The 21180-nt window shown below is 49.3% G+C and carries 23 protein-coding genes; 13 read left to right on the top strand and 10 right to left on the bottom strand.

Annotated features, from left to right (window positions below; genetic code table 11):
• Position 1: 1 nt before the first annotated feature.
• Complete coding sequence (locus tag BV494_RS17305; RefSeq protein ID WP_104923968.1) at positions 2–958, bottom strand: polysaccharide deacetylase family protein; 957 nt, start codon at positions 956–958, stop codon at positions 2–4.
• Between the two features lie 206 nt (positions 959–1164).
• Here BV494_RS17305 and rfaQ point away from each other — a divergent pair, with 206 nt between their 5' ends.
• The 7 genes from rfaQ (at position 1165) to coaD (ending at position 8162) form a co-directional block, all read left to right on the top strand.
• Complete coding sequence (gene rfaQ, locus BV494_RS17300) at positions 1165–2247, top strand: putative lipopolysaccharide heptosyltransferase III (RefSeq protein WP_439958393.1); 1083 nt, start codon at positions 1165–1167, stop codon at positions 2245–2247.
• On the top strand, positions 2244–3374 hold the full coding sequence (locus BV494_RS17295) for a glycosyltransferase family 4 protein (RefSeq protein WP_104923966.1): 1131 nt from the start codon (positions 2244–2246) through the stop codon (positions 3372–3374). The genes rfaQ and BV494_RS17295 overlap by 4 nt, the downstream gene beginning before the upstream one ends.
• The gene (locus BV494_RS17290) at positions 3374–4459 is read left to right on the top strand and encodes a glycosyltransferase (RefSeq protein ID WP_104924831.1); all 1086 of its coding nucleotides are present in this window, start codon (positions 3374–3376) and stop codon (positions 4457–4459) included. The genes BV494_RS17295 and BV494_RS17290 overlap by 1 nt, the downstream gene beginning before the upstream one ends.
• A 58-nt stretch (positions 4460–4517) precedes the next feature.
• On the top strand, positions 4518–5504 hold the full coding sequence (locus BV494_RS17285) for a glycosyltransferase (RefSeq protein WP_104923965.1): 987 nt from the start codon (positions 4518–4520) through the stop codon (positions 5502–5504).
• A gap of 127 nt (positions 5505–5631) precedes the next feature.
• The gene (waaA, locus tag BV494_RS17280) at positions 5632–6906 is read left to right on the top strand and encodes a lipid IV(A) 3-deoxy-D-manno-octulosonic acid transferase (RefSeq protein WP_192938175.1); all 1275 of its coding nucleotides are present in this window, start codon (positions 5632–5634) and stop codon (positions 6904–6906) included.
• On the top strand, positions 6906–7673 hold the full coding sequence (locus tag BV494_RS17275; RefSeq protein ID WP_104923963.1) for a glycosyltransferase family 2 protein: 768 nt from the start codon (positions 6906–6908) through the stop codon (positions 7671–7673). Before waaA ends, BV494_RS17275 begins: the two co-directional genes overlap by 1 nt.
• A 6-nt stretch (positions 7674–7679) precedes the next feature.
• Positions 7680–8162: a pantetheine-phosphate adenylyltransferase gene (gene coaD, locus BV494_RS17270; RefSeq protein ID WP_104923962.1), complete on the top strand. Its 483-nt coding sequence runs from the start codon at positions 7680–7682 to the stop codon at positions 8160–8162.
• A gap of 7 nt (positions 8163–8169) precedes the next feature.
• Here the strand turns inward: coaD and mutM are convergent, their stop codons facing one another.
• The 4 genes from mutM to radC form a co-directional block, all read right to left on the bottom strand.
• Entirely contained in the window at positions 8170–8979 is an 810-nt protein-coding gene (gene mutM / locus BV494_RS17265; RefSeq protein WP_104923961.1) for a bifunctional DNA-formamidopyrimidine glycosylase/DNA-(apurinic or apyrimidinic site) lyase, read from the bottom strand.
• Between the two features lie 140 nt (positions 8980–9119).
• Complete coding sequence (rpmG, locus tag BV494_RS17260; protein ID WP_004392084.1) at positions 9120–9287, bottom strand: 50S ribosomal protein L33; 168 nt, start codon at positions 9285–9287, stop codon at positions 9120–9122.
• Between the two features lie 11 nt (positions 9288–9298).
• Positions 9299–9535 (bottom strand): 50S ribosomal protein L28, encoded by a 237-nt coding sequence (rpmB, locus tag BV494_RS17255; RefSeq protein WP_004953342.1) that lies wholly within the window; start codon positions 9533–9535, stop codon positions 9299–9301.
• Positions 9536–9801: 266 nt separating this feature from the next.
• Positions 9802–10482, bottom strand: coding sequence for a RadC family protein (gene radC / locus BV494_RS17250; RefSeq protein ID WP_104923960.1), 681 nt, complete (start codon positions 10480–10482; stop codon positions 9802–9804).
• 183 nt (positions 10483–10665) lie between these two features.
• Here radC and coaBC point away from each other — a divergent pair, with 183 nt between their 5' ends.
• The 3 genes from coaBC to slmA all read left to right on the top strand — a co-directional run bounded on the left by coaBC (position 10666) and on the right by slmA (position 13087).
• Positions 10666–11883, top strand: a complete 1218-nt coding sequence (coaBC, locus tag BV494_RS17245; protein WP_192938174.1) for a bifunctional phosphopantothenoylcysteine decarboxylase/phosphopantothenate--cysteine ligase CoaBC — start codon at positions 10666–10668, stop codon at positions 11881–11883.
• Positions 11861–12319 carry a dUTP diphosphatase gene (gene dut / locus BV494_RS17240; protein ID WP_192938023.1) on the top strand — a complete coding sequence of 153 codons (459 nt, stop codon included), beginning with the start codon at positions 11861–11863 and terminating at the stop codon, positions 12317–12319. The genes coaBC and dut overlap by 23 nt, the downstream gene beginning before the upstream one ends.
• A gap of 171 nt (positions 12320–12490) precedes the next feature.
• Positions 12491–13087, top strand: coding sequence for a nucleoid occlusion factor SlmA (gene slmA, locus BV494_RS17235; RefSeq protein WP_104923958.1), 597 nt, complete (start codon positions 12491–12493; stop codon positions 13085–13087).
• A gap of 62 nt (positions 13088–13149) precedes the next feature.
• Here the strand turns inward: slmA and BV494_RS17230 are convergent, their stop codons facing one another.
• From BV494_RS17230 to rph, 4 genes are all read right to left on the bottom strand, one after another.
• The gene (locus tag BV494_RS17230) at positions 13150–13686 is read right to left on the bottom strand and encodes a GDYXXLXY domain-containing protein (protein WP_104923957.1); all 537 of its coding nucleotides are present in this window, start codon (positions 13684–13686) and stop codon (positions 13150–13152) included.
• Positions 13673–15880 carry a DUF2157 domain-containing protein gene (locus BV494_RS17225; protein ID WP_104923956.1) on the bottom strand — a complete coding sequence of 736 codons (2208 nt, stop codon included), beginning with the start codon at positions 15878–15880 and terminating at the stop codon, positions 13673–13675. Before BV494_RS17225 ends, BV494_RS17230 begins: the two co-directional genes overlap by 14 nt.
• 32 nt (positions 15881–15912) lie before the next feature.
• Complete coding sequence (pyrE, locus tag BV494_RS17220; protein WP_104923955.1) at positions 15913–16554, bottom strand: orotate phosphoribosyltransferase; 642 nt, start codon at positions 16552–16554, stop codon at positions 15913–15915.
• Between the two features lie 85 nt (positions 16555–16639).
• Positions 16640–17356, bottom strand: coding sequence for a ribonuclease PH (rph, locus tag BV494_RS17215; RefSeq protein ID WP_101079933.1), 717 nt, complete (start codon positions 17354–17356; stop codon positions 16640–16642).
• 125 nt (positions 17357–17481) lie between these two features.
• On the opposite strand from rph, the gene BV494_RS17210 reads away from it, so the two are divergent.
• Complete coding sequence (locus BV494_RS17210) at positions 17482–18345, top strand: YicC/YloC family endoribonuclease (protein WP_104923954.1); 864 nt, start codon at positions 17482–17484, stop codon at positions 18343–18345.
• A gap of 202 nt (positions 18346–18547) precedes the next feature.
• Positions 18548–19759, top strand: a complete 1212-nt coding sequence (locus BV494_RS17205) for a tyrosine-type recombinase/integrase (protein ID WP_104923953.1) — start codon at positions 18548–18550, stop codon at positions 19757–19759.
• Here the strand turns inward: BV494_RS17205 and BV494_RS17200 are convergent.
• Positions 19756–20373, bottom strand: a complete 618-nt coding sequence (locus BV494_RS17200) for a hypothetical protein (protein WP_104923952.1) — start codon at positions 20371–20373, stop codon at positions 19756–19758. The two genes, BV494_RS17205 and BV494_RS17200, sit on opposite strands and share 4 nt — an antisense overlap.
• A gap of 129 nt (positions 20374–20502) precedes the next feature.
• Here BV494_RS17200 and BV494_RS17195 point away from each other — a divergent pair, with 129 nt between their 5' ends.
• Entirely contained in the window at positions 20503–21132 is a 630-nt protein-coding gene (locus tag BV494_RS17195) for a hypothetical protein (RefSeq protein ID WP_104923951.1), read from the top strand.
• Positions 21133–21180: the final 48 nt, after the last annotated feature.

Below are 21180 nucleotides of genomic sequence, written 5' to 3'. Positions count from 1 at the left end.
CTTATTTAATCTTCCATTGATAATATTCTGCCAGCGTCATCCCCTGTGCCCGTTCGCTTATCCAGCTAAACAGCTTTTCCAAATCCTCGTAAAGCCTTTCAATGTCCTGCTCATTTTTGAACGTCGGGCTTCCGCCGGGCATGAACTCAGAAGAATGCAGCATAAACTCGATGTAGTCAGAACCTTGCTTGAGAGACTGTTCCGCCACTTTTTGCATATTCTCAACATTGCCGCCGGATGGTCGCAACCAGTGCGTGGAAGGAGAGCGATTTTTTCCGCGCAGTTTATCGTAGCCACTCTTAATTTGATTGAGCAGTCCGGAGTGCTTCAGCTGAATACTCATCGGGACTTCCAGAAGCGGAGAGTTGCCCGCTTTTGCAATGTCGCTGAGGTCGATAAAATAGGCCTCTTTCGGGAAGCGACTGTAATCCGTCCCGCCAGTGCCTTTGGGATTGCCAGGCGAAGATGACCAGTTCACATGAGGCGTCACCGAACAATCCACAAGGTAACCCTGCTCAACCAGCAGCGACGCATAATACTCATTAAAGGCCCAACGCCCTGCGCGATGGCTGAGCATTTTGGTCTGGAAATTGTCTTCCAGCAGTTGCGTCATAAATGCCACTTTGGCTTTGATTTGCTCTGCCGGGAACTCAATCAGGTAGGGTTTGTGCCGCCAGTCATCATCGGTCAGCGCAACAAGCGGAGGACTGTTCCAGGCGTGTAAATGCATGCCCACTTCGCCCTGACCCCGTTTGATCACATCACTGGCAAACTCCACGTATGCAGCGTCCTGCGCCATTTCATAATTCGTCAGATAAACCGGTTTGAAAGCGTACTTTTCACACAGGCTCTGGAATCGCGGCAGAAAGCGGGTGTTCTCAGTGGAAATGCGCTCATGATTTTGCCAAAGATTGTCACCCTCGGTATCTATGGTGATGATAAATGCGGGTTTTTTCATTGAACTGGCCTAATTTTATCTTATTAATCAAACATACAGGATGACTGTTACGGGGGTATGCCCATGCAAACATACCGTTATGACAACAATTTAATGGATTGTTTCTATTTTTTGGGATTTTCACCCTCAACGCAAGAACCGCGTTGGGTATAGCCTGAGGCCTCAGTGTACTTTAGAATCGTGCTTTGATTCCTAAACAGTGATGAATTATGACGACGGCTCATGCACAACATCCGGGTTCCTCTATCAGGCGTATCCTTATCATCAAACTGCGTCATCACGGCGATATGCTACTGACGACCCCGGTCGTCAATACATTGAAGGCTCGCTACCCTGACGCTGAAATCGATATGCTGATATACCAGGAAACCCGCGATATGCTGGCGGCAAACCCTTCCATTCATCACCTGCACTGCATCGACCGCACCTGGAAAAAACTCGGCGTATGGTCCCATATGGCCCATGAAATTCGTTTAATGAAACAGGTCATGTCCCGCCATTATGACCTGACCCTCAACTTAAGCGATCAGTGGCGAAGTGCCATTGCAACCCGGCTTACCGGCGCGCCTGTCCGCCTGGGTTTTGATTTCCCTAAACGTCAGAGTGCATTTTGGCGTTTTTGCCACACGCAGTTAGTCAGCACGAAAAATCATCATGCATTGCACACCGTTGAGCAAAACCTCTCCCTGCTGGAACCCCTTCAAATTTCGTCATTAAAGCCTGAAGCCACAATGAGTTATGCTCAGGAAGACGGTGAAAAGGTGCAGCATTTATTACAGCAGAATCAGGTTTCTGGCCGTTATATTGTGGTGCAGCCCACCTCCCGATGGTTCTTCAAATGCTGGTCAGAAGAAAAGATGGCCGCCATGCTGACGCAGTTGCACGCTGAAGGATATCCACTGGTCATCACCTCCGGGCCAGATAAGCACGAGCTTGACATGGTCGATCGTATCCTTAAACTCTGCCCGCAAATCAACGTGACCTCTCTGGCCGGCAAACTGACGTTACCCCAGCTCGCCGCGCTGATTGACGGTGCCGCGCTATTTATCGGCGTGGATTCTGTCCCGATGCACATGGCTGCAGCCTTGAAAACCCCGCTCGTCGCCCTGTTTGGCCCTTCGAAACTGGTTTTCTGGCGACCGTGGGATGCGATCGGTGAAGTCATTTGGGCCGGTGATTACGGGCCGCTTCCGGATCCGGACAATGTCGATACCAACACGTCAGAACGTTATCTGAATGCCATTCCCGTTGACGTTGTGACAGATGCGGCCAGGAGATTATTAGCATGAAGGCATTCCGGCTTGCTTTAGTCCGTCAGAAATATCGCCCTGACGGAGGTGCAGAACGATTCGTCTCCAGAGCGCTTGAGGCGCTTGAGAACCAAAACATCGAGCTTAATGTCATCACTCGTGAATGGCAGGGTGATATTAATCCCGACTGGAAAGTGCACCTTTGCAATCCCTGGAAATGGGGGCGCGTCAGCAGAGAGCGCGGTTTTGCCAACGCGGCCCGGCAAGTCTGGCAAAAAGAACATTTCGATTTGGTACAAAGTCATGAGCGGATCCCCGGTTGTGATTTGTACCGTGCCGGAGATGGCGTTCACGTCAGGTGGCTCGAAGAGCGTTCACGATTACTGCCTAAGCACAAAGCGCAAAGGCTTTTCACTGACCGTTTCCACCGTTACGTGATGCAATCCGAGAAGGAGATGTACGCTGCGCCAGAGCTGAAAGCGGTTATCTGTAATGCTGAAATGGTTAAAAAGGAAATCATTGAACGGTTTTCAGTGCCTGCGGAAAAGATTCACGTCATTTATAACTCTGTAAACAATCAGCATTTTATACCCGGAACAGCCCCGCTGCGTGCTCAGTTGCGCCAGCAATATGGTGTCCCTGAGAATGCGACCTGCCTGATTTACGTCGGTTCAGGCTTTGAACGTAAAGGGCTGGACGCGGCAATTAAAGCAATTTCAGGAACACAGCGGCATCTGCTGGTGGTCGGCAAAGATAAAAATGAGCCACGCTACCGTGAATTAGCGGCTGCAACCGGCTGTAAAGATCGGGTGCATTTCTTTGGAGTTCAGCAAAACACGCTGCCGTTCTATCAAATGGCCGACGGACTGTTACTACCCACATTATACGATCCGTTCCCCAACGTGATCCTTGAAGCCATGGCCTGCGGCCTGCCCGTGATCACTACGCCAACCTGTGGCGGAGCCGAGTTTATAGTGAACGGAAGAAACGGATTCGTTTGTGATGCGCTCAATATCAACGACCTGCAGCAGGCGATTATGGCTCTTCCGTCGAATGTGGTAGATTCTCGCGAGTCTCTAAACGCACGGGAAACTATCATGAAAAATACGCCTCAGCGCCTTTCTGAACAGCTTCTGACACTCTATAAAGAGCTTCTGAGCCGATGATGAATATTCTGATTATTATTGATGGCTTGCCTGGCGGCGGTGCCGAAAAGGTTGTTCTGACCTTAGCAGAAGGTTTTTTGCGCGCCGGGCACCGGGTCTCGCTGTTTTCGTTAAGAGACGTTTGTGAGTATCCGTTGCCGGAAGGTCTGACTTACCGGGTGATAAAGGATAAAAGCCGCACACCGTGGCGAAAAATCACCGAGCTTTCACGCCGGGCGCGGTTGCTTGATCAGGCCGTGCAGGCCAGCGACGAATTCGATTTGGTGCTGTCAAACCTGCACAAAACTGATCGTATCGTTGCCCGCAGTAAATCCCTTCCCCGCCATAAAGTCTGGTTCTGTTTACACGGAATGTTCTCGACATCTTATCTGGGACATCGTACCGGCCTGAGCCGTTGGTTAAAAAAACGTAAGATCAAAAACGTTTACCAGAACCGGAATGTCGTTACCGTTTCACAGGCTGTGGCGGATGATTTATCCCATTTTGAACTCCGGCCTTCAAAGCTCAGAGTGATCTACAATCCGTTCGATATCGATGCAATCAGGCAGGCCTCCGTGCAGGAATGTGAGTTTTCTCCGGGCTCGTACCTGATTCACGTGGGCCGTTTTCATGCAAGTAAGCGTCACGACCGGTTGATTCAGGCGTATGCAGAAAGTCGCATCGAACTCCCTCTGGTTCTGCTAGGGCAGGGTTCCGGGGCGCAGACAGAAAAGCTGAAAGATTTAGCCCAGGAACTCGGCGTAAAAGACAAGGTTCTGTTTCCCGGATTCAGGCCCAATCCTTATCCTTTCATTCGAAATGCGGCAATGCTGGTGTTAAGTTCGGACAGTGAAGGGTTTGGGAATGTGTTGGTTGAAGCCCTGCTTCTGGGCACGCCGGTCGTCAGCACCCGTTGTCCGGGCGGCCCGGCTGAAATCTTGCAAGGGGAACTTGCCCGCGGATTAGCGCAGCTAAACAGCCATGATTTAGCCAAAGTGATGGTGGATATTTACCAGAACCCGCCTGAAATCAATCAGGAGACTTTAGCGGGCTTTGGCATTGAGCCTATTTGTGAGCAATATTGTTCACTGGCAAAAAATGCATGACAGCTGAAAAGGCATTCATTCTGAGCACCTGTTGCTCGACGTTTATTCCAGGATAATTATGCTACAGACCCCTTCACTGAGTATTATCGTTGCCGTTTATAACGGGGAGCAATTTCTCGCCCAGTTTTTTGACAATATCATCCAGCAGACATTAACCCATTTTGAGATGATTGTTGTTAATGACGGTTCAACGGATAAAAGTGCAGAAATTATTGAATCCTACCGGTCCTCTTTCGAGACGTTCAGGGTATTCACGATTGAAAATCAGGGGGTTTCTGCTGCACGTAATCACGGTCTGTCACAAGCCACTGGCAAGTATCTGGCATTTCCCGATATCGATGACAACATTCATCCCGGAATGTATCAGAAACTGCTGGAGATGGCCGAAACAAACTCACTGGATGTCGCAACGTGCAACGGGCGATATGTTTATGAAGACAGTGATAAAAGCAAAATAATCTTCCCGCCTGAACGCTTATCTTCGACAGAAGTTTTATCCGGTGACGTCTGGCTCAAACAGGCACTCGAATCCCGCAAATTTCTGCATGTCACCTGGCTGAATATCTACAATCATGACTTTATCAGGCGTCATAACTTTTCTTTCGAACCGGGGTTGAGGCATCAGGATATTCCGTGGACGACAGAGATTCTGCTGGCGGCGGATCGTGTTCAATACACCAGCGATATTTTCTACGATTATTTAATCCATTCGAATTCGGTTTCACATAAAACGGATGGCGATGCCACCGAAGTTCGCTCTGCGCATCATTACATGAAGATTCTGCGTATGCTGGACGATATTAATCATCGGTACCCGGAAAAAGTCGCTAAAGTTCCGGCGTGTAAATGGCAAATAGCAAAAGAAGGCTTGGGTATTCTCCATACCGTCGACAAAATAAAAGACCCGGCGTTGAAGAAAAAGCTGGTTGAGGAAATTTTCCAGCAAGGTATCTGGAGCCTGATGTGGCGTAATGCCAATACTTTCCGCCTCCGCTGGCGGCTTGGGCGTCGTTATTTCAAATTGCGAAAATTAATCAGTGGATAGATCCCGTGCCGATCGGCTGCCGCGTCATAATGCGCATGCTGCCCTGCCTCTGGCGTTAAAAGTATTCGCTTTGATTTGGCTAAAAACTTAGAATTCCAACCCTACTCGAGACTTCACGGATATTATGTTGCAAACGCTGTATACAGTTGTTTTATACCTCATCCAGCCTCTTATCTGGATCCGTTTGCTGGTTCGTGGCCGGAAGTCACCGGCATACCGTAAACGCTGGGCTGAACGTTATGGCTTCTGCAAAGGGAAGGTGGTTTCCGGCGGCATCATGCTGCATTCCGTCTCGGTGGGCGAAACACTGGCGGCCATTCCTTTAGTCCGCGCGCTGCGCCATCGTTATCCTTCATTGCCGATCACGGTCACGACGATGACGCCAACAGGCTCCGAGCGTGTTCAGTCTGCTTTTGGTGCCGGCGTTCATCACGTTTATCTGCCTTATGATCTGCCTGGATCGCTGAACCGTTTTCTTGATGAAGTGAACCCAAAGCTGGTTATCATTATGGAAACCGAGCTGTGGCCAAACCTCATCAGTGCTTTGCATCGTCGTAAAATTCCCTTAGTGATTGCCAATGCACGCCTCTCTGAGCGTTCGGCCAAGGGCTATCAAAAACTGGGCACGTTTATCCGCACGGTTTTACAACGCATCACGCTGATTGCCGCGCAAAATCAGGAAGATGGCGACCGCTTCCTTTCTCTGGGACTGAAACGCAACCAGCTTGCCGTCACCGGCAGCCTGAAATTTGATATCTCGGTCACACCGGAATTAGCGGCTAAAGCCATCGCGCTTCGCAGTCAGTGGGCATCGCGCCGGCAGGTATGGATTGCGACCAGTACGCATGAAGGGGAAGAAACCCTGCTGCTGGAAGCGCATAAAGAATTGCTGAAATCTCACCCGACGCTGCTGCTCATTCTGGTCCCACGCCATCCGGAACGATTCCCGGTCGCGTGCGAACTGACGCGAAAAGCAGGCCTGACCTTTACACAGCGCAGCACCGGCGAAGTGCCTTCATCGGGAACGCAGGTCGTGATCGGCGATACGATGGGCGAGTTAATGCTGCTGTACGGAATTGCCGATCTGGCGTTTGTTGGCGGCAGTCTGGTCGATCGAGGAGGTCATAATCCTCTGGAAGCCGCAGCACACGCCATTCCTGTGCTGATGGGGCCGCATACGTTCAACTTCAAAGACATCTGCGCCAAACTTGCACAGGACGATGGGTTAATCACCGTGACGGATACAGCGTCGCTGGTGAAAGAAATCTCCACGCTGCTGACAGATGAAGACTATCGTCTGTATTACGGGCGTCACGCGGTAGAAGTCTTGCACCAAAATCAGGGCGCACTGCAACGTCTGCTGCATTTACTGGAGCCTTATCTGCCTGTGCGGGGTCATTAATGGCCGACAAAAAACGTTTATCCGTCGTGCTGATTGCGCGTAATGAAGCTGATTTACTGCCCGAGTGTCTGGAGTCTGTAACCTGGGCGGATGAGATTATCCTGCTCGATTCAGGCAGTGAAGATGCCACGCTCGACGTTGCCCGTCAGTTCGGCGCGAAAGTTTTTACCAACGTGCAATGGCCGGGTTTTGGAAAGCAGCGCCAGTTGGCGCAAAGCTATGCGACCGGCGATTACATTTTGATGATCGACGCGGATGAGCGGGTTTCCCCGGAGCTGCGTCAATCGGTTGAAAACGTTATGAATAATCCGCAGGAAAACACCGTTTATAGCCTGGGCCGCAGTAACTTATTTCTCGGGAAATTTATGCGCCACAGCGGCTGGTATCCTGATCGCGTCAACCGCTTATATCCTTCATCCTTTCACTATAACGACGATTTAGTTCACGAATCGCTGAATACGGGCAATTCTGCCGTTGTCCCTTTGCAAGGCGATTTGCTGCATCTGACGTGTCGTGATTTCTTTGCCTTCCAGCGCAAACAACTCAGTTATGCCGAAGCATGGGCCAGTCAGCGCCATCAGCAAGGTCGCCGTTGCCGCTTTTTCTCTGTCATTTCACACACGTTGGGCGCATTCATAAAAACCTGGATCCTGCGGGCGGGTTTTCTGGATGGCAAACAGGGTCTGATCCTGGCGGGTGTCAATGCGCAGTATACTTTCAATAAATATGCCGCCCTGTGGGCGCTCAGCCACCAACTGCAAAAGTGAGCCTTTATGAGCACTAAGGCAATTTATCCCGGCACTTTCGACCCGCTGACAAACGGGCATCTGGATATCGTGACGCGTGCTGCGCTGATGTTTGATCACGTCATTCTGGCGATTGCCGCCAGCCCAAGCAAAAAACCGATGTTTACTCTGGATGAGCGTGTGGCGCTGGCAACACAGGTGACCTCGCATCTGAAGAATGTCGAAGTGATTGGCTTCAGCGATTTGATGGCCAACTTTGCCAAAGCGCAGGGCGCAAATGTGCTGGTGCGTGGCTTACGGGCGGTGTCGGATTTTGAGTATGAAATGCAGCTGGCCAACATGAACCGGCATTTGCTGCCGACGCTGGAAAGCGTATTTATGATGCCATCGAAAGAGTGGTCGTTTATTTCATCATCTCTGGTGAAAGAGGTGGCCCGCCACGGCGGTGACATCACGCCGTTCCTGCCCCAATCTATTACTCAGGCACTGATGGAGAAGATCAGCGCCTGAATGCGTTTCACTGCTGGCAGTTAGGGCAGAAAAACGTGGTGCGCTGAGCGTGTTTCTTACTCTCGATGGGCGCACCGCATACCCTGCAAGGTTCACCCGCGCGTCCATAAACCTGTAGCTCTTGCGCGAAATACCCCGGTTTACCATCCGACTGAAGGAAATCTTTCAGAGTCGTACCGCCCTGCTCAATGGAACGCAGCAATACCGCTTTAATGGTTCTGACGAGTAACCCGGCTTCATCACGTTTGAGCGAATGCGCCAGCCTGTCCGGTGAAATGCCCGCAACAAACAGCGATTCACTGGCGTAGATGTTACCTACCCCGACCACAAGTTTGTTATCCATCAGCCACGGTTTGATGGGGGATTTTTTCGTGCGCGATTTCTCCAGCAGATAATCCGCGGTGAAATCGGTACTCAACGGCTCCGGCCCGAGGTGCGCTAAAACATTGCTGGCCGCCAGATCTGAAGACCATAACCAAGCACCGAAACGACGCGGGTCGGTATAACGCAACACAAAACCGGTATCCATCACCAGATCGACATGGTCATGTTTACCCGGTTCGGTTTCTTCCGGCAAAATCCGCAAACTGCCAGACATGCCCAGATGAATGATGATCCAGCCCGACTTGAGCTCAACCAGCAGATACTTTGCACGGCGCTGAACGCTCAGCACCGGCTGGTCACTGAGCGAGAGAATCTCTGCAGAAACAGGCCAGCGTAGCCGCGGGTTACGCACGATAGCGTGCATGATCGTATGGCCTTTCAGATAGGGTTCTATCCCTCTGCGGCTGGTTTCAACCTCAGGTAATTCCGGCATAATTTCTCCCGTAGCAGAATGATTCTCAGAGTGTGTCGCAGACATCGGCATCAGGCAAACAAAAGTCGTGCTGAGCGAAAATGACCAAATTCAGGCAATAAAAAACCCGGCCGGAGCCGGGTTTTATTAATCCACTAAAATTATTTAATTTTAGCTTCTTTGTAGATCACGTGTTGACGGACAACTGGATCGAATTTCTTCAGTTCCAATTTTTCCGGCTTAGTACGCTTGTTCTTCGTAGTGGTATAGAAGTGACCAGTACCAGCAGAAGAAACCAGCTTGATCTTCTCGCGAACACCTTTAGCCATGATTCAGTTCCTTAATACTTCTCACCGCGGGTACGCAGATCGGCCAAGACCGTCTCAATACCCTTCTTATCAATAACACGCATACCTTTAGCAGATACACGCAGAGTTACAAAGCGCTTCTCAGCCTCAACCCAAAAACGGTGTGAGTGCAGGTTTGGCAGAAAACGGCGTTTGGTCGCGTTCATTGCGTGGGAACGGTTGTTACCGCTCACCGGGCGCTTGCCAGTAACTTGGCAGACTCGGGACATGTCTATATCTCCAAAAATCAAATCAGCTCGAGCTTCGTATAGGGTATGGCCGCCTCGTCAGGCTTTTAGAGCCCATCTCAGCAAACTCCACTGAGAACCGACTCACTGTCGTCGGGTAAAAACCATTTCATCAGGTTAGAAACCTGCTGAGATAGGCTCTTAACGCCAAACCCAAGATTCTCAAAGGTGGCGTAGTATACGCTCTGTAGCGTAAGTGCTCAAGTCCCGAACAGCTAAAGATCCCTAAGGATCTTCAAAAAACGAGACTAAATCCAACCACGCTCAGCAAAAGAGACTGTTTCTCCGTGACCTACAACCAAATGGTCGAGGACGCGAATTTCCAGCAGTTGGCACGCTCGGATAATCTGTTCGGTCACTTTCCGGTCCATCAGGCTGGGCTCAGCCCGACCGGATGGGTGATTATGCGCCAGAATTAGGGCTGCCGCATTAACCTTCATCGCACCGCGAACAATTTCGCGGGGATACACTTCTACGTGCCCAATAGTACCAGCAAACATCTCCTCATGGCGAATAACGCGATGCTGGTTATCGAGAAAAAGTACCAGAAATACCTCTCTTTCCCGAAAAACCAGCAAATTCTGCAAATACTCCCGGATGATCTCAGGACTGAGCATCGCATTTTCAGCATTCAGGTGGCGTAAATATGATCGGCGCGACAGTTCCGAAACCGCAGCCAGCTGCGCAAATTTCGCCACACCCATCCCTTTAACGCCCGCCATTGAATCAAAATCAGCCATCAGCAATTTATGCAGTGAACCGAATTCCTCCAGAAGATTCTTCGCCAGCTCCATGACATGCACCCCCTGGCAACCGGTGCGCAAATAAATCGCCAGCAATTCCTGATCCGTCAGCCCTTTGGCACCCTGCTGTAATAGCTTTTCCCGTGGCGGTATTTCACCCGGCCAGCTTTCCTGTGATTTTGTCATCCGGACTCCTTTTACGCGCCGATTGTGGCATACCGCCCTGCCGGCCGGAGCTTTCGGGTTAAAAGCCTGCGAGGCATTACGCAGAATTTTTATTCACTCGCATAAGAGCATCGCCAATTGCTGTCATCATTCCGCGTTATGCTAAAATGTCGCTTCTTTCGGCTTACAACCAATCGGACAATGATGATGACGGGACTTTCCGGCAAACATATTGTGCTCGGTATCAGCGGTGGTATCGCTGCCTATAAAGCACCAGAACTGGTACGTCGCTTACGTGAAAGAGGCGCAGAGGTGCGCGTGGTCATGACACAAGCGGCGAAATCCTTTGTGACTCCCCTGAGCCTGCAGGCCGTTTCTGGCTATCCGGTCTCTGATGACTTGCTTGATCCGGCTGCCGAAGCGGCAATGGGGCATATCGAGCTGGGCAAGTGGGCTGATTTAGTTCTGATTGCTCCCGCCACGGCAGATTTACTGGCGCGAATGAACGCCGGTATGGCGAATGACCTGCTGACAACCGTCTGTCTGGCAACCGCCGCGCCGGTCGCCGTGTTGCCGGCGATGAATCAGCAGATGTACCGCGCAGCCGTGACTCAGGAAAACCTGGAAAAACTGGCCGCACGCGGCACGCTAATCTGGGGCCCCGACAGCGGAAGCCAGGCCTGTGGCGATATAGGCCCAGGCCGGATGCTGGATCCGCTGGTGATCGTCGATTTGGCTAATACGCATTTCTCTGCCCGTAAAGATCTGGCGCATCTGAATATTATGGTTACCGCAGGCCCGACGCGCGAAGCGCTCGACCCGGTGCGTTTTATCAGTAACCACAGTTCAGGAAAGATGGGGTTTGCTATTGCCAAAGCGGCCGCTGACCGCGGTGCTCATGTCACACTGATTGCCGGGCCTGTGTCGCAACCGACGCCGCCAAACGTCCGCCGCATTGACGTCGAAAGCGCGCTGGATATGCAAAAAGCCGTTCAGCTTTCCGCCGCTTCACAGCAGATTTTCATCGCCTGTGCCGCCGTCGCGGATTACCGTGCACAATTGGTTGCTGAAGAAAAAATCAAAAAACAAGGTGATGAAATCACTGTAAAAATGGTCAAAAACCCCGATATTGTGGCAGGCGTAGCGGCAATGACGGAGAACCGGCCGTATGTTGTGGGGTTTGCCGCAGAAACCCAGAATGTGGAAGAATACGCGCGGCAAAAAAGGATCCGCAAGAATCTGGATCTGATTTGCGCCAACGACGTTTCACTTGCCGGGCAGGGTTTCAATACTGATACCAATGCCTTGCATCTTTTTTGGCAGGACGGGGATAAAATCTTACCGCTCAGCGATAAGTCCCTGCTTGGTCAACGTTTATTAGAAGAGATTGTCAGCCGTTATGATGAAAAAAATCGACATTAAAATTCTCGACCCGCGCATCGGTTCGACTTTCCCTTTACCTGCCTACGCGACGCCGGGCTCCGCAGGTCTGGATTTACGCGCCTGTCTGTACGCGTCTGTAGAACTGAAACCGGGCGAAACGACGTTGCTGCCAACCGGTCTGGCTATCCATATCGGTGATGCCAATCTGGCGGCGGTTATCCTGCCTCGTTCAGGTCTGGGCCATAAACACGGCGTCGTTCTGGGCAACCTGGTCGGTCTTATCGATTCCGACTATCAGGGCCAGCTGATGGTTTCCGTCTGGAACCGCGGTCAGACTACGTTTGTTATCGAACCGGGCGAGCGCATTGCTCAAATGGTCTTTGTGCCGGTGGTTCAGGCAGAATTCAATCTGGTGGAAGATTTTGACGCCAGTGAACGCGGTGAAGGTGGTTTTGGCCACTCAGGCCGTCAATAAGAACCTGTTCAGCACCGCTGATTTTGACGCGATATTGAACAGATCCTTATCACTATCAGACCGTAACAACACCAAGGGAACGAAATAAGCCGCAGGATCACAGCGATTCATGCGGCAGTTGTGCGGTTTCTCCATGATTTTAGCCGTTTTTTAGCAAGGGTCTATTCAGACATGGCAGAGAAAGAAACGACAAAAAGGAACCGGCGCGAAGAGATTTTGCAGGCGTTAGCGCAAATGCTTCAGTCCAGCGATGGCAGCCAGCGGATCACCACCGCGAAACTCGCCGCCAGCGTTGGCGTTTCGGAAGCAGCTCTTTACCGTCATTTTCCCAGTAAGACGCGGATGTTTGACAGCTTAATTGAGTTTATCGAAGACAGTCTGATCACCCGTATCAATCTTATCCTGCAGGATGAAAAAGATACGTTAAACCGGATCCGTCTGATTTTGCTGCTGATTTTAGGTTTTGCGGAACGCAATCCGGGTCTGACCCGCATCATGACCGGTCATGCGCTGATGTTCGAACAAGACCGCCTTCAGGGGCGAATCAGCCAGCTTTACGAGCGGATTGAAGCGCAACTGCGGCAGGTATTGCGTGAAAAGAAAATGCGTGAGGGCAGCGGATTCGTCAGTGATGAAACCCTTCTTGCCAGCCAATTGCTGGCTTTTTGCGAAGGTATGTTGTCTCGGTTTGTGCGTTCAGAGTTCAAGTATCGTCCGACTCAGGACTTTGATACCCGCTGGCCACTGATTTCTGCTCAGTTGCAATAAACGCGCGAAGCAGGGACATAAATCAGATATCAAAAAGGGCCGAAAGGCCCTTTGTTTTCACGTTATTGCTGAATCATTTTTCCATTGTCATCCAGCATTGCGGTCAGTAATGCCGTCCCATCTTGCCCTACCCGAAATACACCATAACGCGCACTGGCGAAACGCTCACCGTGACCTTCCTGGAAAAAGTAAGCATCCGTTCCTACCGTCAGCATTCCAGCATTCATATGATAGTTAACCCGCAGCTCATCAGGCTTCAGCGTCTCACCGTTATCAAACCGCGCCTGAGTGACCTGTCGCTGCTCATTGACTGTCACAATAATTTTGCCACTGGCAGGCAGACAAGGCGGCTGTGGAGCTGAATCACAACCCTGACGTTGTTGGTATAATTCCTGCTGCAAAGTCCGCGTGATGGCGTATCTCAGAGCCATATAATCCCCCTGCATCAGAGAACGCGGATCAACCGGAGCCAGCTGCAATATCATCACCGCGCCCTGTTTAAGCACCCGCTCTTTCTGCCAGATACCTGCATTCACTGCAATCAGCGCCAGCAGTATCACTAGTCCTGCCAGCCATTTTCTCAGATTACTGGTTTGCATAAGCCTCCTCCTTTCTTGCAGGGATTAGCTTTTTAGCTGCAAATGCCAGTGCCAGCAAAACAATGCCTGTGACAAACAGTAAAAGGGATTTCTGCAACAAGCTGACGCCAAGGAAGTAATACCAGTCAATGACATAGAGCGCGAGAAAACAGCCGCTCGCGGCTAAAACCCCCTGACTTCCCTGATAACGCGCTATCAGTAACAGCCACAGGCCCAGACCGATTCCCGGCGCATAGAAGGCGACGGCGCCACACAAAACTGCCGCAGCCAGAAGCAGCGGCGCTGATGGCGTCTTTTTCACCACAGTCTGATACAGACACCCCAGAACTAAACCTGCGGCAATGCCTGCGCCAGTTTCCAGTGAAAGAGCGAAATACCCCGCAGGCCACCAGAAAACATCGAAGAGGAACGAAGCGTTAATACCGGAAAAACACTGCAATATCAGGCCGGAAGGAATACCCCAGAGGAAAGGGAAAACCGCGTCAGCAAATGGTGTGCCTTTCAAGTTAATTTGTTCTCTGACAATCCACAGCCAGAAAATCACGATGCCGGCAACCAGCGCTGAAACCGCCCAAAAACGGACGGATGGCGGTAAGTACATCCCGCCAAGCAAATCGCCGCAAAAGATCAGCAAAAATGTCAGCGCCGTTATCGCCATAAAGCGGAATGGACGATCCGGCATTGCCAGTGTCATCACTGCAAGTACCGGTACTGAACAGAGTGAACCAACCAGGAATGACATTTCCCAGTCAGGTTCAAAGAGCAGATAGAAGCCAAAACAGAGACCACAGGTTGCGGCTATTCCCCATGCCAGACCGATATGATGCTTGCTCACGCCCTGCAAGCGTAAAAGCCCGCCCGCGACAAAGGCAAGAAGCAGCGAAGGGATAATCACCGTTGCAGCGTTGGGGTCATTGAGCAAATCGATAACATAAAGCACCAGAACCAACAGAAGCAAAATGATCATCGCCGCGACCCAGCCACCGACGGCCAGCGTCAGCCGCAGATACCAGGGCAGATGAGAAGAATGATCATATTGCTGAATATCTTCAATTTGCGTCTGATTAAGCAAATCATGCCGACGTAATTGCTCCGTCAGCAGTGCTATTTCTGTGGATGAAACCTCGACCGGTTGGCTCTCATAGAGTTTGCGCCGCAAGTACAACATCATGGCGCCACATCCCGCCAGCCATAAAGCCATCAGGCAGCCCAGCATAAACAAGCCACCTACATCGTAAGAACTGTCGAACATCTGCATGATCAGCACGCACCCGATGGCGGCTAAACTGGCAGTTCCCAGCGTCAGGATGCAAAGGTCGGGATGGCGATAGCGGTAGAAAAAGTAGCCCGCCAGTAAAACGACCAGCCACAAAGCAGTCACAAAGTGATGAGGGGAACCGTAGCCCCAGCCGGACACATTTGCGGTAACGATGAAAGTGAGTATCAATAGCAAAAAGCCGGCCATCACGCGGGAGAACCAGCGACTGGCGAGCCACGACTGAGGATTGTGTTTTATGGCCCGCAGGGAAAGAACTTCACGCGTGACCAGACACAATATCTGCACAATCAGATAACTGTAGAGCGCAGTTGCAGGGAAATAATCGAGACCGTCAAATGCCGTGCTGTCCATCAGGGACATAGACACCGTGGCGTAATAAAGTTGAAACGTAAGGTTGGCAAGCAACCAGGAGCAGAACCACAAACTGTTCTGTCGGGCGATGAGTGCTAAAGGCAGGAAGACAAACAACCAGGCTCTGAACAATTCCCAACTGTCGGCACCCGTCTGATAAATCTGGCCATAAAGGGCGAAAAGCACACCAAAACTGAGACCCGTCGCCAGTAAGGCACTGCGTGCAAAGCTGTCATACCAGCGCCACCAGACGACGACAGCAAGCGCAGCGACCAACAACTCTGCCAGCGCAAACTTTGCCATTTTTGGCATACCTGCCCAATTCCAGGCGACAAAAAAGACGGCACCCGCGACCAGCGACAACAAACCCAGCAGCGAGAGCAAGGGGACCAGAAATTTTCGCCATTGCGGATAATCAGGCCGGACACCGCAAAAATCATAAATACGCTGGCATTCCGCCGGCGTCAGGCTTCCGCCTTTAACCAGACGCAGCGCCTGGCGACAGAGAAACTCTGCCGCCCGGGAAGGCATCCATCCTTTGTTGCCCGCTTCAGTTTGTGTCATAACATCCCTGCCTTATGAAGTTTTACCCGATGTTAAACGCCATACTCCTGCCGGTAAGCCCGAACAGCCGCCAGATCGTCAGCCATTTCCGCTTTCTCTTCCAGATATTCAATTAAATCCGCGAGCGTAATAATTGAAATCACCTTGCAGTGATAATCACGCTCAACTTCCTGAATTGCAGAGATATCCGCGCGGCCACGTTCCTGACGATCCAGAGAAATCAGCACACCCGCCAGCGTCGCATTGTGGGCATTGATGATTTCCATGGATTCGCGAATGGCTGTCCCGGCGGTAATCACATCGTCAACCAGCATGACGCGCCCCTGCAACGGGCTGCCCACCAGTAAACCACCTTCGCCGTGATCTTTGGCTTCTTTACGGTTGAAACAATATGGCACATCGCGGTCATGATGTTCAGCCAGCGCGACGGCGGTGGTGGTCGCAATCGGGATCCCTTTGTAAGCAGGCCCGAAGACTAAATCAAAATCAATTTTTGAATCCATCAATGCTTCAGCGTAAAAACGTCCCAGTAACGCCAGATCACGGCCAGTATTAAACAAACCGGCATTGAAGAAGTAAGGACTGATGCGTCCGGACTTCAGGGTAAACTCGCCGAATTTCAAAACCTGTTTGTTCAGTGCGAACTCAATAAACTGGCGCTGATAGGCTTTCATTGATGGTCTCCTCGTTAACGTCTTATATCTGCAATTGTCAGCCCGCAGGCCATAAAAAAGGCGACTTCTCAGTCGCCTTAAAAAATTATTCCGCCAGCGCCGCTTTCTGCGCCTGGAAGATAGTGTCGATCCCCTCTCGTGCGAGGGAAAGTAAAGTGAGCAGTTCTTCGTGGCTGAATGGCTCGCCTTCTGCGGTGCCCTGCACTTCAATCATGCGGCCATCTTCCATCATGACCACGTTCATGTCCGTTTCGGCGGCTGAGTCTTCGACATACTCGAGGTCGCACAGCGCTTCGCCTTTCACAATACCGACAGAAACAGCGGCAACCATGCCTTTCATCGGATTGGCTTTCAGCTTACCCGCCGCCACCAGCGCGTTCAATGCATCTGCCAGCGCCACACAGGCACCGGAGATAGACGCAGTGCGCGTGCCGCCGTCAGCCTGCAAAACGTCGCAGTCCAGCGTGATGGTGAATTCACCCAGCTTTTTCAGATCCACTGCCGCACGCAATGAGCGGGCAATCAGACGCTGAATTTCAAGAGTACGGCCACCTTGTTTGCCTTTGGCGGCTTCACGCGCATTACGGCTGTGCGTGGAGCGTGGCAGCATACCGTATTCAGCCGTGATCCAACCCTGTCCCTGACCTTTCAGGAAACGCGGAACGCCTTCTTCCACCGTCGCGGTACACAGCACTTTGGTATCACCAAACTCCACCAGCACGGAACCTTCAGCGTGTTTAGTGTAATGGCGGGTCAGTGTTACGGGGCGTACTTGTTGCGCATTTCTGCCTGCTGGACGCATGGATAGTTCTCCGGGTCGCGAATCGTGTTTGGCTGCGCATTATACGGACTTCGCGAGGTAATGCCTATCATGACCCGCTTACCGGGGCTATAATCGCTGCATCTTTACATTAACAGGACGCATACATGATCCGTAGTATGACCGCTTATGCCCGACGCGAAATTAAGGGTGACTGGGGCAGCGCCGCGTGGGAACTTCGCTCGGTAAACCAACGTTATCTCGAAACTTACATCCGTCTGCCAGAGCAATTCCGCAGCCTGGAGCCGGTTATTCGCGAGCGCATCCGTGCCCGTCTGACGCGGGGTAAAGTCGAATGTAATCTGCGTTTTGATCTCGATCCGGGCGCACAAAGCACGTTGCAGCTGAATGAAAAACTGGCGAAGCAGCTGGTTGAAGCGGCGCAATGGGTAAAAATGCAAAGCGACGAAGGCGAGATTAATCCGCTGGAAGTTCTGCGCTGGCCGGGCGTGATGCTGGCCGAAGAACAGGATCTGGATGCCATAAGCACAGAACTGCTGCTGGCGCTGGATACCGCGCTGGACGACTTTATCAGCGCGCGCGAAAGCGAAGGTGCTGCACTGAAAACGATGATTGAACAACGCCTCGACGGCGTCAGCGGCGAAGTCTTGAAAGTCCGTGCCCAGATGCCAAATATCCTGCAATGGCAGCGCGAACGTCTGGTGAGCAAACTGGAAGACGCGCAGGTTCAGCTGGAAAATACCCGTCTGGAACAGGAACTGGTCTTGATGGCGCAGCGTATTGATGTGGCCGAAGAGCTCGACCGACTGGAAGCTCACGTTAAAGAAACGCATAAAATCATGAAGAAAGAAGAGGCCGTTGGCCGCCGTCTTGATTTCATGATGCAGGAATTTAACCGCGAGTCGAACACGCTGGCCTCTAAATCGATTAATGCCGACGTCACGACGTCAGCCATCGAGCTGAAAGTCCTTATCGAACAAATGCGCGAGCAGATTCAGAATATCGAGTAAATTCTTTCAAAGTCCACTTAAACCCATAAGCCCATGCTAAATGGGCTTTTTTATTAAATTCACAGTCTACTTAAGACCACTGAGATCAATCAAAAACCACTAATAAGCGGGGGGCAAAAGGGGGAGCATTTTTTCTTTACTAGTCTAATCTGGCAGTTTATAACCATATACCCCCCACAACGATTTTTCATCAGGATAGGTTATGACCTCACTCACTGTCAGGACAGTTCAGTCTCTCATCAAAGCAGGAGAACCGGGGAAGTTTGGAGATGGGCGTGGCTTGTATCTGAAAATCCCACCAAAAGGTGAGCCGTATTGGATGCTTCGATACACAATCGGCTCTAAGAGACGAGAAATCACTTTAAGTAAGGTATCGCATCTATCCCTGTCCGAGGCACGTAGTCTCGCTGAAGATACCCGAAGAAAAGTTGCCACCGGTGATGACCCTATTGCTGAACGGAAACTTAACCGACCTAAGCAACTCACCACAGTAGATGGATTATTTGAAGACTGGCACAAAGATCTCGTTAAGCGGTTGAAGCATCCACAAATCCCGGAAAGAGTGTACAGAAAAGATATTGCTCCAACGATTGGTCAACTTTCTTTGGCGAAGATAACTCCCATTGATGTCCGGTTCATTCTGCAAAAAATTACAGATAGTGGAAGACCAACCATTTCAAATGATGCTCTGCTCTACATGAAGCAACTCTTCGACCATGCAATCAAGCTAGGATTATTGTTAAACAATCCAGCTTCTGCGTTTAAGGTCAATGATGCAGGTGGAATCGAAAAAAGCAGAGAAAGAGCATTGGGCTTAGAAGAGATTGCTCAGGTGTTTAAAGTTTTCAGAGAACACTCTGACAGCTTCTCTCGTGATAACTACCTTGCCGGTGCCCTACTGCTGCTCCTTGCTGTTCGCAAAAGTGAGCTAACAGAAGCTCCGTGGACAGAATTCGATTTGGAAAATCAAACATGGAATTTACCAAAAGAGAGAAGTAAATCAGGTGTAGGTATCGTGATTCCGCTGCCACCACTTGCGATTGAGATGTTGAAAGAGCTTAAAGTTAGAGCTTTTAGTTCTGATTATGTCTTTCCGAATCGCAGATCCAGTAAGAATCTACATATGGGAAAAGATACCCTCAATAGGGCAATAGCTAAACTTTTTGGGGTTGAGCCAGGCAAGAAGAAACAACCACCTAATGTAATGGGGAATCTCGAGTATTTTACTGTCCATGACTTGCGAAGAACAAGCCGGAGCTTGCTTGCATCACTGTCAGTTCCTCCACATGTAGCCGAACGGTGTTTGAACCATAAACTGAAAGGTGTAGAAGGGATCTATGACAGGTATGATTACTTTGAGGAAAGGAAAAATGCTCATTTCAAAGTTTCAAATTTAATTAAAACTGTGATTTAGCTTACGAGTTCTATGTTTAAACTGTCTAAGGAACGTTTATGCAGAACTAGATCCCTAACATATCTGAAGTTATTGAAAATATAAAACTTTCTTTCTGCATCAAGCTTTTCAATATACCCATCAAATATCCTTTTCACTATAGAATTCTCAAATATTTTATTGCACATAATATACTGAATCAATTTCAACGCTTGCTTAGGGTCGAATAGTTGCATGAAATAAATAACCTCTCTTACAATATCACCCCCTTCAAGATCTTTTTTATTCCACAATATTTTTTTGAACAAATCTTGTTTTTCAATAAAATAGAAATAATCTTTTCCGAATGATAGCTCATAAGGCAAGCTAATTAAACTAACCACATTAAAATCCATCTCAATGTATAGAGATTTTATAGAAAATTGTTTTTTTAACTCGATGATATTTAGCAAAACATCGGTATTATTGTTTATGAATCTACTATTGTTTTTAATTAAATCGCAAGGAATACAAAGTAAATTCAACTGAGTGGAATCATTCTCATCAATATATATTTTTGGGAAGGGAAATGGCATAACCATACTCTTGCATATTAAATTAACTTTATATTTTAATTGGTCTAAATTATTTATCATATAAAAAACCCTTTTATTTTTTTATACGATATTTTGGACACTAGTCAATAACAAAACAAAAAACATTGATCACATCACGTATTAGATATAATATGTCGAACACTACACATATTATTTAAAGGTAATTATATGTCATCTAACAGGTTTTATATTTTGATGGTATGCGTGCCGACTTACTTACTCCCCTTTTTACCACCTATCCGTAAGCAGTTGATATTGGAAAGTCAATGTGGGAACGATTATATTAGCATTTATATGATTGTTGATAAGTTCAAAGTAGAAAAGCCTGTTCTTTTTTATGGAATTTACGCTGCCACATTAAGATGTAATGTATTAAATGATGAAGAATTAAATAAACAAAATCGTGAATTAATTAAAAATAAAACGCCTGAGACAGCAAAGATAGCTATAGAATTAGTTGATAGTGCTGAACTTTTAAATAGAATTAATCTAAAAAAAGCTTTATTTAACGCAGAAAAAAATCCCGACATTGTAATTACTCCTGAAGACGTATTAATTAACGAAGTGAAAGCCTACGAAGATATTAGTATTGGTGATTTGAAAGTAACTATTTTAAATGATAGCAAACACAATTTAATTCCTACTGAAAATGAGGAACAGACTGAGTTGTTTAATAAGTTTATTAAATGTTTTTTTGAGCATAGAATTAGTTTAATTTCCAGCATGAAAGTTTTTGTGATAAAAATCGCCCCTACATTAGATAAAGAAAATAAGTCTATTTTTAAATTCAATAAATAAATGTTGTGAGAAATAAATGTAAACAACACTGCATAAAATTGATTTATA

This window comes from Rahnella sikkimica (genome assembly GCF_002951615.1).
Classification (GTDB): domain Bacteria; phylum Pseudomonadota; class Gammaproteobacteria; order Enterobacterales; family Enterobacteriaceae; genus Rahnella; species Rahnella sikkimica.
The sequence above is the reverse complement of the archived record's forward strand: the minus strand, read 5'-3'. Positions and strand labels throughout refer to the sequence as shown.